The organism is Blautia sp. BCRC 81119, assembly GCF_003184505.1.
GTDB classification, from domain to species: Bacteria; Bacillota; Clostridia; order Lachnospirales; family Lachnospiraceae; genus Blautia_A; species Blautia_A fusiformis.
The window spans coordinates 151,704-166,891 of the sequence record NZ_QJHD01000004.1 but is presented as its reverse complement, the minus strand read 5'-3'; the positions used below and the strand labels follow the sequence as shown (position 1 = coordinate 166,891).

Here is a 15,188-nt window from a genome sequence, read left to right as displayed (position 1 = left end):
TTGACCCAGATCAGGTAAGTCTCCTGTGGGACTGTGAATATAGCCTGACATGAAAAAGAAAAAAGAGGTGTGCAAATGATAGGATTTTATGATTACACGGTAATAATGACTTACATAAGCGTAGTTTCTTCCATGATCGGAATCTTCTGCGCTGTGACGGACCATATTTCAGCAGCGGTGTGCTGTCTTGCATTTTCCGGACTGTGCGATATGTTTGACGGAAAGATCGCAAGAACTAAGAAGAACAGAACGGAGGAAGAGAAATGCTTCGGGATCCAGATCGATTCCCTTGCAGATATCGTCTGTTTCGGGATCCTTCCCATTGTGCTGGGATTTAAGCTTGGAATGTGTCATATTTACGGAATAGCTATTCTTTTATTTTACGGTCTGGCAGGCCTGATCCGTCTGGCATACTTCAATGTTATGGAGGAAAAACGTCAGAATGAAACCTCCGAAAACCGAAAATATTATCAGGGACTTCCCATCACATCCATGTCTGTGGTCCTGCCGCTTCTGTTTGTGGTATCCCTGCTTTTTCCGGAGTATAAATGGTTTGTGGTGCTCCTTCATATTGCAATGCTGACGGTAGGACTTCTGTTTATCCTGGATTTTAAATTCCGTAAGCCCACCAACAGGGAGCTGGTGATCATTGTTGCGGTAGTTTCTGTGGCAGTCCTTCTTGTACTTTTCTACAACGAAGGATGGTGGAAGTTCAATTATCTCTATAAGCTTTCCATGGAGAGAGGTGGTAATCTATGATCCGGACAGCGGACAGAATGGGGCATATTACAGAGGAGGATTCCTTTCAGAACAACCTTCTGGAAAAAATCTACGGTTCTGTAGCCGGACGCATGCTGATACGTCCACTGGTCACTCCTGTTGTTTCCATTGCCATGGGAAAGCTTCTGGATTCCAGGCTTTCGGCAGCAGCGGTGAAACCCTTTATACGGTTCAATCATCTGGATATGAGTGATTATGAAAAGCGTAAATACATCTCTTACAATGATTTTTTCAAGCGGAAGATCCGGGAGGGTGCCCGCCATATTGATATGGAACCGGGACATTTTATCAGTCCCTGTGACTGCAGGGTGAGTGTGTATCCGGTAGATGAAAAAGCCCGTCTTCATATCAAACAGACCGAATATACCATAGAGGAGCTTCTCAGGAATCCTTCTCTTGGAAAAAGATATCAGGGTGGCTATGTGTGGGTGCTTCGTCTCTGCGTTCAGGATTATCACAGATATATTTATCCGGACAATGCGGCGGAGTCCGGACGCATCAGGATCCCGGGGATCCTGCATACAGTCAACCCCGTGGCCAACGATGCCTATCCGATCTACAAGGAAAACAGCAGAGAGTATTCTCTTTTGAAAACAGAGAATTTCCGTACCGTGCTGATGATGGAGGTAGGTGCTCTTCTTGTCGGAAGGATCGAAAACCGGCCAGGGAAAGCATTTGTGAAACGGGGAGACGAAAAAGGAAATTTTGCTTTCGGCGGCTCCACCATTGTGCTGATCACCGAAAAAAATGCGGTAAAGCCGGATGAAGATATTTTAAACAATTCCCGTGAAGGAATTGAAACAAGAGTATTCATGGGAGAAAAGATCGGAGAATCCTTTTAGAGGGTTCTCCTTTTTTGCGGATAAAATTAAAAAAATGAAATTACGTTCACACACACAACACAAACCTGTGATATATTATGAGCAGTAGCAAAGCGGAATGGAAATATCCGCTTTAGAATGAACCGGAAGTAAAAGCTCAGCTTTTTGTAAAGAGGGATGATACAGAGCATTTCGGGCTGTCAGCAGCTGTCCGGAACAGCGACTGAGAAACGGAGGAAGATAGAATGGATGCATTAAAAATTCTTGTAGTAGATGACGAGAGCAGAATGAGAAAACTGGTAAAGGATTTTCTCACCAAAAAGAATTTCCAGGTACTGGAAGCCGGTGACGGTGAGGAGGCCATGGATATTTTTTATAAAGAAAAGGACATTGCGCTTCTGATCCTGGATGTGATGATGCCGAAGATGGATGGCTGGGAAGTATGTCGTGAGATCCGCAAAAATTCCAAGGTTCCCATCATTATGCTGACAGCAAGAGGAGATGAGCGTGATGAGCTTCTGGGATTTGAACTCGGGGTGGACGAATATATCTCCAAACCCTTCAGCCCCAAGATCCTTGTAGCACGTGTAGAAGCCATTCTTCGAAGAACGGGACAGAGCAACCCGGATGAGATACTTTCAGCAGGTGGGATTGTCATTGACAAGGCAGCGCATCAGGCAACGGTAGATGATAAACCGATGGATCTGAGCTTCAAGGAATTTGAGCTTCTGACTTATTTCCTGGAGAATGAGGGAATCGCTCTTTCCAGAGAAAAGATCCTGAATTCTGTGTGGAATTATGATTATTTCGGAGATGCCAGAACCATTGATACTCATGTCAAAAAACTGAGAAGTAAAATGGGCGATAAGGGCGAGTATATCAAGACAGTCTGGGGGATGGGCTATAAGTTTGAGGTAGGAGAATGAAAAAACCGAAGGAAAAAATAAAAAAGATCCACAGTCTCCGCCATCAGATCACAGCATACTTTATCGGTCTGCTGTTTTTATCCATTCTGACTATTACCGTGATCAACGGAGCCTTTCTTGAAAAATATTATGTGACAAAAAAGATCGATGTACTTCTGAATCTCCGAACAACTCTGGAAAATACAGATATTGACAAGATGATGAACAGCAATAGCTCGAAAGGTATGGAGAGTATTCCCGATGAGATCCAGAGAGCCTGCTCCAGAAACAATCTTTCCTGGGTTATCATTGACAGCAGCAATACCAGCTGGCTTTCCTGGGGCGAAAATGAAAAAATGCTTCAGAGCAAGCTGTTCGGATATGTCTATGATCTGGATGAGGACGGAGATAAGAGCCGGACCTTGAAGCAGGGTGACAATTATACCATCCAGCAGTCGCATGACCGTTTTGCGGGAATGGATTATGTGGAATGTTGGGGACAGCTGGATGAGGAACATTATTTTATCATAAGGACACCCCTTGAGAGCATCCGGGAGAGCGCAGATATTTCCAATAAGTTTTACTTTGCGGTAGGTCTGATGATCATAATCTTAAGTGGTCTGGTCATTATGGTCGTGACCAGGAGGATCACCCGTCCCATCAGTGAGCTTACGGAACTTTCCAGAAAAATGTCAGATCTGGATTTTGAGGCAAAATACGAGAGCAAGGTCGGCAATGAGATCGATGTTCTGGGAGATAATTTCAACCGGATGTCCTCACAGCTGGAGACTACCATCAGTGAACTGAAATCTGCAAATAATGAACTGCAGCGTGACATTGAGGACAAGATCAAGATCGACAAGATGCGAAAGGAATTTCTGGATAACGTGTCCCATGAACTGAAAACTCCCATTGCCCTGATCCAGGGCTATGCAGAAGGCTTAAAAGAAAATATTTCTGATGATCCTGAGAGCAGAGAGTTCTATTGCGATGTCATTATGGATGAAGCCTCCAAGATGAATAAACTGGTAAAAAATCTTCTCACACTGAATCAGCTGGAATCCGGCAAAGATGCAGTTGTAATGGAGCGGTTTGATATCGTATCCCTGATCCGCGGCGTGCTTCAGACCATGAATATCATGATCGGGCAGAAGAATGCAAAAGTGATCTTTGAGGCGGAGAAGCCGGTTTATGTATGGGCCGATGAGTTTAAGATCGAAGAGGTTGTGACAAACTATGTAAGCAATGCCCTGAACCATCTGGAGGGAGAGAAAGAAATCGAGATCAAGCTGCAGGATGAGGGTAACCGTGTGAAGATCAGTGTGTTTAACACAGGGACTCCGATCCCTGAGGCAGATGTACCGAATCTCTGGAATAAATTTTATAAAGTTGATAAAGCGAGAACCAGGGAATACGGCGGAAGCGGTATCGGTTTATCCATTGTAAAGGCCATTATGGAAAGCATGAACCAGGAATATGGCGTGCAGAACTTTGATAATGGCGTGGAATTCTGGTTTACACTGGACCGGAAATAATAAAACTTTACCGTGATAATGTGAAAAAATGGGCGGCAGCAGAGAAAAGTCTTTGCAACCGCCTGTTTTTGCGTTATACTAAAGCAATGTAAATCGAAGGTGAGAGAGGAATATCGAGATACAAAAGAGCAGGAGGAAGCATTATTATGATAGGAATCATTGACTATGATGCAGGAAACATCAAAAGTGTGGAAAAAGCACTTCAGTATCTGGGACAGGAGACTGTCGTCTCAAGAGATCCCCAGGTGCTTCTGAAAGCAGATAAAGTAATCCTTCCGGGGGTTGGAAGCTTTGGTGATGCTATGGAAAATCTCAAAAAATACGGACTTGTTCCGGTAATACATGAGATCGTGGAAAAGGGAACGCCCTTTCTTGGGATATGCCTGGGACTGCAGCTGCTTTTTGAGAGCAGTGATGAGACACCGGGAGTGGAAGGTCTTGGGATCCTGAAGGGGAAAATCCTGCGCATCCCGCCAAGTCCGGGACTGAAGATTCCGCATATGGGCTGGAATTCCCTGCATATTCAGAACAGCGGAAGATTATTTAAGGGTATTCCGGAAAACACATACGTTTACTTTGTACATTCCTATTATCTTCAGGCAGAGGAGGAAGAGATCGTGAAAGCGACCACTCAGTACAGCACATGCATCCATGCGTCTGTGGAGAAGGGAAATGTATTTGCGTGTCAGTTCCATCCGGAAAAAAGCAGCCGGTGGGGCTTGAAGATCCTTGAGAATTTTGCGGCACTTGAGTCAGGCACCGGAAAGGAGGCATAATCATGTTTACAAAAAGAATCATTCCATGTCTGGATGTAAATAAAGGACGTGTAGTAAAAGGCGTGAATTTTGTTGATCTTAAGGATGCCGGAGATCCGGTGGAAATTGCCAAAGCTTACGATGCAGCCGGTGCGGACGAGCTTGTTTTTCTTGATATCACTGCCTCCTGCGAGGAGCGTGATACCGTGGTGGATATGGTAAGAGCTGTTGCAGCCAACGTATTTATCCCGTTTACCGTAGGCGGAGGAATCCGTACCGTAGATGATTTCCGGAAGCTTCTCCGTGAAGGTGCAGATAAGATTTCTGTAAATTCCGCAGCTATCGACCGTCCGGAGCTGATCCATGAGGCCGCACAGAAATTCGGAAGCCAGTGTGTAGTAGTTGCCATTGATGCCAAGAGAAGACAGGATGGCGGCTGGAATATCTACAAACATGGCGGAAGACTGGATACCGGTATTGATGCTCTTGAATGGGCAAAGAAGGTGGAAGAACTTGGCGCAGGTGAGATCCTTCTTACCAGCATGGACTGTGACGGAACCAAGGCCGGGTATGATATTGAACTTACAAGAGCCGTTGCAGATGCGGTTTCCATCCCGGTGATCGCCTCCGGTGGTGCCGGAACCCTGGAGCATTTTTATGATGCACTGACAGAAGGCGGAGCAGATGCGGCACTGGCAGCATCTCTGTTCCACTATAAAGAGCTGGAGATCCGGGAAGTGAAGGATTACCTTGCGGAAAAAGGAATTTCCGTGAGAAGATAAGTTAGATGAGAGGTGATAGATATGGCTCCTATAGCAGGAGACTGGCAGGAGGCACTGAAAGGTGAGTTTCATCAGCCCTACTATGCCAAACTTTATAAAACCGTGATGACAGAATACAGAACAAGAAAGATTTTTCCGCCGCCGGAAGATATGTTCAATGCGTTTCATTTTACGCCTCTGCATCAGGTAAAGGTTGTGATCCTGGGACAGGACCCCTATCACAATGACGGACAGGCTCATGGGCTTTGCTTTTCCGTAAAAAAAGGTGTGGAAACACCGCCATCTCTGGTGAATATTTATAAGGAACTTGAGGATGATATGGGATGTTATATCCCAAACAACGGTAATCTGGAAAAATGGGCAAAGCAGGGCGTGCTTCTTTTGAACACAGTGCTGACTGTACGTGCACATCAGGCCAATTCCCACAGAGGGATCGGCTGGGAACAGTTTACTGATGCGGCCATCCGGATCCTGGACCAGGAGGATCGCCCGATCGTGTTTCTTCTCTGGGGGCGGCCTGCTCAGATGAAGGCATCCATGCTTCATAATCCGAAGCATCTGATCCTGGAAGCACCACATCCAAGTCCCCTTTCTGCCTACCGGGGATTTTTCGGATGCAAGCATTTCAGCAAGGCTAATGAATTTTTGAAAGCCAATGGGGTAGAACCTGTTGACTGGCAGATTGAGAATATTTAAGTTAAGGAAAGTAAAATGGGTAAAAAAAATGATAACACACTTGTGAAAAACGCATCTTTTCTTATGGTTGCGGCGCTGATCTCCAAGATCATCGGAATGCTGTACAAGAGTCCGCTTTCAACTACACTGGGAAGTCAGAGCTTTGCACTTTTCCAGTTTGCACAGAATGTATATTTTATCCTGCTGATGATCGCGTCCTTCAGTATTCCTCAGGCTGTATCCAAGATCATGGCGGAGAAGATCGCTTTTCACAGATATAAGGATGCACAGAAGGTATTTTACGGTGCACTGATCTATGCGGCAGTTGCCGGCGGTATCGTGGCGCTGATCTGTGTATTTGGTGCAGGGATCCTGGTTCCGGACAGTATGGCTAACGCCCGTCTGGCACTGCAGATGCTTGCGCCCACAATTTTCATGTCCGGTCTCTGCGGTGTATTCCGTGGATATTTCCAGGCATACCGCAATATGATGCCTACATCGATCTCGCAGATCATTGAGCAGATCTTTGTGGCAACCTTTGCGCTTCTGATGTCACATGTATTTATCCAGCATTTTTCCGCAACAGGAGATATGGATCTGGTCCATCGCTGGGGTGCGGCAGGTGCTACCATGGGTACCGGAGCAGGTGTGGCTTCCGCGCTGATCTTTATGCTGATCGTTTATGGGGTAAACCGTAAGATCATCCGGAAAAGGATCGTCAATGACCGCCATTCTGTAAATGAGAGTATGGGTCATGTAATGAGTAATATCGTGCTCATCATCATGCCGATCATTCTTAGTGCTTTTATTTATAATGTAAACGGATATATCAACAGCTATATGTATTCCGGTATCATGGATATCAAGGGTGCTGCCAAGGACGTGATCCAGACCTTGTATTCCGAGTACGGATATTATATGACACTGATCAATATCCCGCTTACCCTGGCAAGTACAGCACCGACATCTATGATCCCTGAGGTTTCCGCGCATTATGCAATGCACGATATTGAAGGTGCAAATATGAAGACAGACCGTGCCACATGGATCAGTATGCTGATCTCCATTCCGGCGGCAGTAGGTCTTGCAGTTCTTTCCGGACCGATCACGAGACTGATCTTCCCGGGAACCAATGGCGTAGGCGGACAGCTTCTGATCCTGGGAGGAATCACCATTATCCTGAATGGCAACTCCAATATCACCAACGGTGTACTTCAGGGAATCGGCAAGCCGAAGCTCCCGATGATCCATGCAGCCATTGCACTGGTGGCAGATGTGATAGCCATGGCCCTGCTTCTGGTATTTACCAATCTTGGCGTTTATACCATTGTCATCGCCCAGATCGTTTATGCAGTTGTGATGTGTCTTCTCAACGACCGTTCCATCAAGAAATATATGGGCTATAAGAATCCATGGAGAAGTGCTTATTTAAGCCCGTTCCTTGCATCTATCCCGATGGGGGTTGTTGCGGGAGTGGTGTATTACGGTCTGTATGCACTGATTCATTCCAATGTGATCTGCCTAGGTATTTCCGTGATCCTGGCAGCAGTTGTATACTTTATTGTATATCTGTTTGTAAGCAAGCCCGGTGAAGAAGAGCTGGGTATGATGCCTGGTGGAAGATATATGAAGAAGCTGGCGAGAATGATGAAGATCATCTGATCTGTAAGTCCGATCAGTAAACGGCAATACAGTTATTCGGTGCAGAACTCAAAGTGAACACAGCTAGCACAGGAAAAAATACTCACAGATTTGTTCCGGCAGATTTCCAGCCGGAGGATCTGTGAGTATTTTTTATTGTATCAGGTCTCTGGAAATGCAGGCTTTTGAAGAATGGATTCCTTTTAGACTTTTTTCTGTGAAAACAGTCTTATGATCTCCAGAGTAACGTTCACAGCGGCATCCATTCCTTCTGCTGTAATATGCTCATAAGGCCCGTGATAGGCATGTCCGCCGGTTCCGAGATTCGGGCAGGGCAGTCCCATAAAGCTTAACTGTGCACCGTCTGTGCCGCCGCGGATAGGCAGGATCAGCGGTGTGACACCGCAGCTGTGGCAGGCTTCCTCTGCCAGAGATATCAGCCATGGGCAGGTATCGATGATCTCTTTCATATTGCGGTACTGCTGGGTGATGGTAAGAGTTACGGTACCTTCCCCCCATTTTTCATTGAGGATCTCCGTGATATGGGTGAGCGTTTTCTGACGGATCTCAAAAGAAGCGGCATCGTGATCCCGGACAATATACTGAAGCTCAGCCTGGGAAACATCTCCTTTCATGGAACACAGATGGAAAAATCCTTCGTAGTCTTCTGTATTCCTGGGAGTGTCCGCTGCCGGAAGCATGGAGTTAAATTCCATGGCAATGAGGGCTGCGTTGATCATAGTATTTTTGGAAGAACCGGGATGTACATTAACACCCTGGAAGGTTACTTTTGCACTGCAGGCGTTAAAGTTTTCGTACTGGATCTCGCCTTCCGTATCACCGTCCAGGGTATATGCATAATCCGCACCGAATTTTTTTACATCAAAGTGGGCCGGTCCCATGCCGATCTCTTCATCCGGAGTAAAAGCAACGCAGAGAGGTCCGTGAGGTATTTTTTCCGTAAGGATATGCTCCAGCGCAGTGAGGATCTCTGCAATGCCGGCCTTGTCGTCTGCGCCCAGGATCGTGGTTCCGTCTGAGGTGATCAGGGTACGTCCGGCAAGTGAAGCAAGATGGGGGAACATTTCCGGGGAAAGAGTTCTGCCGCTTGTGCCGAGAGGGAGCTCTTTTCCATCGTAATCTTCTGTGATCATCGGTGTGACTGCATGGTCGCAGAAATCGGAAACCGTATCCATATGAGCGATAAAGCCCAGTGCTTTGCAGTGCTCCAGACCTTCTGTAGCAGGAAGATGTGCATAAACGTAACAGTGTTCATCCAGAGACACATCAGAGATCCCAAGGCCTTTCAGTTCCTCCACAAGAAGCCGGGCCAGGTCAAACTGGCACTGGGAAGAGGGGGAAGAAGAGCTTTCTTCATTGCTGGGTGTGGATATTTTTACATAGGATAGAAGTCGTTGGTATGCTTTCATAGAAGAATATTCCTTTCTGAAAAATTCCTTCCGGAACAGACGGCAGCTGTATTTATGGAATCCGCCTGTTTTTCCGGAGATAATAACAGTATACCACACAGTATCCGTATATTTTCAGAAAAAATTTCCCACGATATGAAAACCTGTGCTATAATCTGTGGGATAATAAAAAACAGGAGGATTTGAGAGTGGAAAAAAGAATCATACAGGTCGAAGAAAAAGTACCTGCAAAGATGCTGATACCGTTAAGTATCCAGCACATGTTCGCCATGTTCGGAGCATCCGTACTGGTGCCATTCCTTTTTGGTATCAGTCCGGCTATTGTGCTTCTGATGAATGGTGTGGGAACACTCCTTTTTATTTTCATCACAAAAGGAAAGGCACCGGCTTATTTGGGCTCCAGTTTTGCCTTCCTTTCACCGGCTCTTCTGGTGATCAGCAAGTATGGATATGAGTATGCCCTTGGTGGTTTCGTTGTTCTGGGTATTGCTGGTATGTGCGTGGCATTGATCGTCCGCCAGTGCGGAACAGACTGGATCGATATCGTGCTTCCCACAGCGGCAATGGGACCGGTAGTGGCACTGATCGGTCTGGAACTTGCGGGAAATGCAGCAAGTACGGCAGGACTTCTGGACGAGAAGGTAGATCCGAAGAATGTGATCGTATTTCTGGTCACACTTGGAGTTGCGGTATTCGGGCAGATCCTGTTCCGGGGCTTCCTTTCTGTTATTCCGATCCTGATCGCGATCATTGCGGGATATGTGGCAGCAGGTGTATGCGGGCTTCTGGATTTTACACAGGTAAGGGAAGCGGCATTTTTGGCTCTTCCCAACTTTACATCTCCGAAATTTAATTTTGAGGCCATTATGACGATCTTTCCGGCATTGCTTCTGGTAACCTCCGAGCATATCGGCCATCAGATCGTAACCGGAAAGATCGTTGGAAGAAATCTTCTGAAAGATCCGGGTCTCCACAGATCCCTGTTTGCAGATTTCTTCTCTACCACAGTTTCCGGATGCCTTGGTTCTGTGCCGACAACTACTTACGGTGAGAACATCGGTGTCATGGCAGTGACAAAGGTTTACAGTGTACAGGTGATCGGTGGTGCGGCAGTGCTTTCTATCTGCTGTTCCTTCCTTGGTAAACTGGCAGCCCTGATCAGTACCATTCCCGGTCCGGTGATCGGCGGGATTTCCTTCCTTCTTTACGGAATGATCGGAACCTCCGGCCTTCGTATGCTGGTTGACAATCACGTGGATTACAGCAAGTCCAGAAATCTGACGCTGACAAGCGTTGTCTTTGTTGTAGGTCTTTCCGGAATTGCCCTGAAGCTTGGAAATGTTGAGCTTACCGGTATGGTGCTGGCATGTGTGGTTGCCATGGCATTAAGCCTTGTATTCTATATTCTGGACAAACTGAAGCTGACAAACGATCAGTGACAGAAAATATATTGCATAAAAAGCAGATGAAGAGGGAAATCTTTTTATCTGCTTTTTTGCATTCAGAGAGAAAAAAGAAATCATGTATTGGAAGCCTTTTGTCGGATTTTCAGAGATCCTGTCAACAAAAAAACAGAGGGATTTTCAAGTATCTTATTGACAATCATTCCGTTTTATAATACTATGTAATACAGAAAACACGAACAAAGGTTCGAATTAAAGGAAACCTGATTAGAAAGAGAATAAAGAATAGGAGATTACATAATGATCAGTGAAGAGAAGCAGAAGGCGCTGGAAGCGGCTCTTGGAAATATTGAGAAACAGTTCGGTAAAGGCTCTGTCATGAAGCTTGGAGATTCCGGTTCCCATATGCAGGTGGAGGCAGTTCCCACAGGATGCTTAAGCCTGGATATCGCCCTTGGTGTAGGTGGTGTTCCCAAGGGACGTATCGTGGAGATCTACGGACCGGAGTCCAGTGGTAAGACAACGGTAGCCTTACATATGGTCGCTGAAGTGCAGAAGAGAGGCGGAATTGCAGGATTTATCGATGCGGAGCATGCTCTTGATCCTGTTTATGCCAAGAGTATAGGTGTTGATATCGACAACCTTTATATTTCACAGCCGGATAACGGAGAGCAGGCGCTGGAGATCACAGAGACTATGGTACGTTCCGGTGCTGTGGATATCGTGATCGTGGACTCTGTTGCAGCCCTGGTCCCCAAGGCTGAGATCGAAGGAGATATGGGAGACAGCCATGTAGGTCTGCAGGCCCGTCTGATGTCACAGGCACTCCGTAAACTGACAGCTGTTATCAGCAAGTCCAACTGCGTGGTGATCTTTATCAACCAGCTTCGTGAAAAGGTTGGAGTGATGTTTGGCAATCCGGAAACTACAACCGGTGGACGTGCGCTGAAATTCTATGCATCTGTCCGTATGGATGTACGCCGTGTGGAAACATTGAAGCAGGGTGGTGAGATGGTTGGAAACCACACCCGTGTGAAAGTAGTTAAGAACAAGGTGGCTCCGCCATTTAAGCAGGCAGAGTTTGATATCATGTTCGGAACCGGTATTTCCAGAGAGGGAGATATCCTGGATCTGGCTGCAGAATGCTCCATCGTAAACAAGAGCGGAGCCTGGTATGCATATGAAGGGGATAAGATCGGACAGGGACGTGAGAATGCCAAATTATTCCTGAGAGAGCATCCGGAGATCCGCGATGAGATCGAGAAGAAGGTTCGTGTACATTATCATCTGGATCCGGCAGATGAGACAGCAGAAGCAGCAGTACAGGCAGAAGATACAGAGAAGGAAGAGTAATCCATGCTGGATCTGGAAGAACGAAACCGTGCAAGAAAGAAAGCCATGCGGCTTCTGGAACATATGGACCGCACAGAGAAAGGCCTGACGGATAAACTCCGTCAGGCTGAATTTTCACCGGAGGCAGTAGAAGATGCCATTGCTTATGTGAAGTCCTATGGGTATATCAACGATGCCCGTTATGCCAGAACCTATATCTCCTTCCGCATGGAAACCAGGAGCCGTCAGAAGATCCTCTCGGAACTTCAGTTAAAGGGTGTGGACCGTCAGATTGCCCTGGATGCCTGGAATGAGATGGAAGAGCTTATGGAACCGGACGAGCGGGAGGTATTACGCAGGACGATCGAAAAGAAATATGCGCCGGACACAGAGCTTGATGAAGGACAGATGCGAAGGCTGTATGGATATCTGGCCAGACGAGCATTCCGGTATGAGGATATTTCCCATACCATGGAAGAAATGAACATCCGGGTGAACCGTGATATGGAATAACTCGTTACTGTTCACTGGTAATGTCCCGCGAGGTGTTTTTTGTGAGCGAAGGTCACAGAAAACCCGAGACATACCGCGCGAATTTATGCGATCAGCATAAATTCTGTGCATCGCGAAGCGTGTTACTGAGAACGGAGTGAACAGTAACAATAACTCTGCGGAGAAAAAGAGCCAGTTTATATATGCTAACCAAAATCTGCTTTTTCATGAGAAAAACTTGACATAAATGTGAAAAACAGCTAAACTTGTATTGTTGTATTTGTACAATGAAAACTAAATAAGGAGGTGCTCCTGTGGCAGGCACAATTATCGGTGTTATTGTCGCTGTGGTAGTCACGCTACTTATTGCAGTTCCTGTTACTTGCAAGGTTGCTGTTGACAAGAAAGTACGCAAGGATGCGGAAATCATAGGTACAGCAGAGGATAAGGCAAGGAATATTCTTGATGAAGCATTGAAAGCAGCAGAGACCAAGAAACGTGAAACTTTACTTGAAGTAAAGGAAGAATCTCTGCGAACTAAAAATGAACTGGAAAGGGAAACCAAGGAACGGAGAAACGAGCTGCAGAGATACGAGAAGCGAGTTTTGTCAAAAGAGGAATCTGTTGACAAAAAAGCTAATGCAGTGGAGAAGCGTGAGCTGGAATGTACAGCGAAATTTAACGAGTTACAAGAAAAAGAAAAACGAGTAAATGAACTTGAGGAAAAAGGAGTACAGGAACTGGAACGAGTTTCAGGTCTTACCTCCGAACAGGCAAAAGAAGAATTACTGAAATCTGTAGAAGATGACGTAAAGGTGGATGTTGCAAGACTCTATAAAGAGCTTGAGAACAGAGCCAAGGAAGATGCCAATAAGAAAGCCAGGGAATATGTAGTCAATGCCATTCAGAAATGTGCAGTGGATCATGTTTCCGAGACAACGATTTCTGTGGTACAGCTTCCAAGTGATGAAATGAAGGGAAGGATCATCGGTCGTGAAGGCCGTAACATCCGTACACTTGAGACACTTACCGGTGTGGATCTGATCATTGATGATACACCGGAGGCAGTGGTACTCTCCGCATTTGATCCGATCAGGAGAGAGATCGCCAGAGTGGCTCTTGAGAAACTGATCGTGGATGGACGTATCCATCCGGCAAGAATTGAAGAGATGGTAGAGAAAGCCCAGAAAGAAGTGGAAGCACAGATCCGGGAAGACGGTGAGAATGCTGCCATGGATGTAGGGGTACATGGAATCCATCCGGAACTTCTGAAGCTTCTTGGACGTATGAAATTCCGTTCAAGCTATGGACAGAATGCTCTGAGACATTCAATTGAGGTTGCACAGCTTTCCGGACTTCTTGCAGGAGAAGTTGGTGTGGATGTGCGTATGGCCAAGCGTGCCGGACTTCTTCATGACATTGGTAAATCCATTGACCATGAGGTAGAAGGTTCTCATATTCAGATCGGTGTGGATCTCTGCAAGAAATACAAGGAGTCCCCGATCGTTATCAACACGGTTGCGTCTCATCATGGTGATGTGGAGCCGGAATCTCTGATCGCGTGTATTGTACAGGCTGCTGATGCAATTTCCGCAGCAAGACCTGGAGCAAGACGTGAGACCCTGGAAACCTATACTAATCGTCTGAAACAGCTTGAGGATATCACCAATGAATTCAAAGGTGTAGAGAAATCTTTTGCTATTCAGGCAGGAAGAGAAATTCGTGTTATGGTCGTGCCGGATCATGTAAGTGATGCAGATATGGTTCTCCTTGCAAGAGATATTGCAAAGCAGATCGAGGCAGAGCTTGAGTATCCTGGACAGATCAAAGTTAATGTGATCCGTGAAAGCAGAGCGGTTGACTACGCAAAATAAGCTTTCAATGGAAGAAAGTTCTGGAAATATCAAAGGCCGGACAGCTTTTTAGCTGGCCGGCCTTTTTGTCATGTGGAAAAACGGTCATATTACCGGAAAAACAGGCGTAAACTGGTACAGGGTGAGTAAATGGAGAGTAAGACAGAGAACCGGAAGTGGAAAAATGCCGGACGTTTTCCGGCGGAGCTTCTTTTTATGACCGGATTTTTTGCGGGAAATGTGTTGCCAAATCTGATCTGGAAAATGGAGTGGAAACAGAAAACCCTGGCTTCTTTTTATCTGATCCGCAGCTTTGCAGGAAAAGATATTTCCGGCGGAGCTTATTTCCTGGAAGTGCTGCGACGAAGAGGAGGTTTTTTTCTTCTGTTGTTTTTATGCGGATTTACAATATTCGGAGTGCCTTTGACGGTCGCATATATGCTGTTTTTGGGAATGGAGACAGGAATGATCCTGGCATTATCGGTTCTGGAATTTGGTATTTATGGCGGTGTGGCCGGCGCCGGACTTCTGATGCCGCAGTATCTGGTCTATATTCCGGCGTATTTTTATCTTGCAGGTATCGTATACAGACAATCGTATGGGATCTGGAAAAATTATGGACTTGTGCCGCAGAAAACAGGGGCTTATTTTCGGCAGGGAATCACAGTTTTTCTGCTGTATACAGGAGGAATCCTCGCAGAAAGTTTTCTGAATCCCTGGATCGTAGAAAAAGTTATAAAGGGCCTGAAATTTTTTTGAGGAAAATTTCCACAATATCTAGTAA

The 15,188-nt window shown here is 46.1% G+C and carries 14 protein-coding genes; 13 read left to right on the top strand and 1 reads right to left on the bottom strand.

All coding sequences use genetic code 11. The features are described from left to right. Window positions 1-75 precede the first annotated feature (75 nt). The 8 genes from DMI82_RS03925 (at window position 76) to DMI82_RS03890 (ending at window position 7,915) form a co-directional block, all read left to right on the top strand. Window positions 76-759: a CDP-alcohol phosphatidyltransferase family protein gene (locus tag DMI82_RS03925; protein WP_015526979.1), complete on the top strand. Its 684-nt coding sequence runs from the start codon at window positions 76-78 to the stop codon at window positions 757-759. Next, on the top strand, window positions 756-1,622 hold the full coding sequence (locus tag DMI82_RS03920) for a phosphatidylserine decarboxylase (protein WP_193599907.1): 867 nt from the start codon (window positions 756-758) through the stop codon (window positions 1,620-1,622). Before DMI82_RS03925 ends, DMI82_RS03920 begins: the two co-directional genes overlap by 4 nt. 224 nt (window positions 1,623-1,846) lie before the next feature. Next, window positions 1,847-2,527 (top strand): response regulator transcription factor, encoded by a 681-nt coding sequence (locus DMI82_RS03915; protein WP_015526981.1) that lies wholly within the window; start codon window positions 1,847-1,849, stop codon window positions 2,525-2,527. Further along, window positions 2,524-4,041 (top strand): sensor histidine kinase, encoded by a 1,518-nt coding sequence (locus DMI82_RS03910; protein ID WP_022426553.1) that lies wholly within the window; start codon window positions 2,524-2,526, stop codon window positions 4,039-4,041. The genes DMI82_RS03915 and DMI82_RS03910 overlap by 4 nt, the downstream gene beginning before the upstream one ends. A gap of 146 nt (window positions 4,042-4,187) precedes the next feature. Continuing rightward, entirely contained in the window at window positions 4,188-4,817 is a 630-nt protein-coding gene (hisH, locus tag DMI82_RS03905; protein WP_021650803.1) for an imidazole glycerol phosphate synthase subunit HisH, read from the top strand. Window positions 4,818-4,819: 2 nt separating this feature from the next. Then, window positions 4,820-5,578, top strand: coding sequence for an imidazole glycerol phosphate synthase subunit HisF (hisF, locus tag DMI82_RS03900; protein WP_059085355.1), 759 nt, complete (start codon window positions 4,820-4,822; stop codon window positions 5,576-5,578). 21 nt (window positions 5,579-5,599) lie between these two features. Continuing rightward, window positions 5,600-6,274 carry a uracil-DNA glycosylase gene (gene ung, locus DMI82_RS03895; protein ID WP_021650805.1) on the top strand — a complete coding sequence of 225 codons (675 nt, stop codon included), beginning with the start codon at window positions 5,600-5,602 and terminating at the stop codon, window positions 6,272-6,274. A 15-nt stretch (window positions 6,275-6,289) separates the two neighbouring features. Continuing rightward, window positions 6,290-7,915 (top strand): putative polysaccharide biosynthesis protein, encoded by a 1,626-nt coding sequence (locus DMI82_RS03890; RefSeq protein WP_021650806.1) that lies wholly within the window; start codon window positions 6,290-6,292, stop codon window positions 7,913-7,915. Between the two features lie 182 nt (window positions 7,916-8,097). On the opposite strand, the gene pepT is transcribed toward DMI82_RS03890, so the two are convergent. Further along, window positions 8,098-9,324, bottom strand: a complete 1,227-nt coding sequence (gene pepT / locus DMI82_RS03885) for a peptidase T (protein WP_021650807.1) — start codon at window positions 9,322-9,324, stop codon at window positions 8,098-8,100. Window positions 9,325-9,512: 188 nt separating this feature from the next. Here pepT and uraA point away from each other — a divergent pair, with 188 nt between their 5' ends. The 5 genes from uraA (at window position 9,513) to DMI82_RS03860 (ending at window position 15,163) form a co-directional block, all read left to right on the top strand. After that, window positions 9,513-10,763, top strand: a complete 1,251-nt coding sequence (uraA, locus tag DMI82_RS03880; RefSeq protein ID WP_110102527.1) for a uracil permease — start codon at window positions 9,513-9,515, stop codon at window positions 10,761-10,763. Between the two features lie 264 nt (window positions 10,764-11,027). Then, window positions 11,028-12,080 (top strand): recombinase RecA, encoded by a 1,053-nt coding sequence (gene recA, locus DMI82_RS03875; RefSeq protein ID WP_110102526.1) that lies wholly within the window; start codon window positions 11,028-11,030, stop codon window positions 12,078-12,080. Between the two features lie 3 nt (window positions 12,081-12,083). Beyond that, window positions 12,084-12,572 carry a regulatory protein RecX gene (locus DMI82_RS03870; RefSeq protein ID WP_110102525.1) on the top strand — a complete coding sequence of 163 codons (489 nt, stop codon included), beginning with the start codon at window positions 12,084-12,086 and terminating at the stop codon, window positions 12,570-12,572. A 293-nt stretch (window positions 12,573-12,865) separates the two neighbouring features. Further along, complete coding sequence (gene rny, locus DMI82_RS03865) at window positions 12,866-14,425, top strand: ribonuclease Y (RefSeq protein WP_021650814.1); 1,560 nt, start codon at window positions 12,866-12,868, stop codon at window positions 14,423-14,425. Window positions 14,426-14,554: 129 nt separating this feature from the next. After that, window positions 14,555-15,163, top strand: a complete 609-nt coding sequence (locus DMI82_RS03860; RefSeq protein WP_092069579.1) for a stage II sporulation protein M — start codon at window positions 14,555-14,557, stop codon at window positions 15,161-15,163. Window positions 15,164-15,188 lie beyond the last annotated feature (25 nt).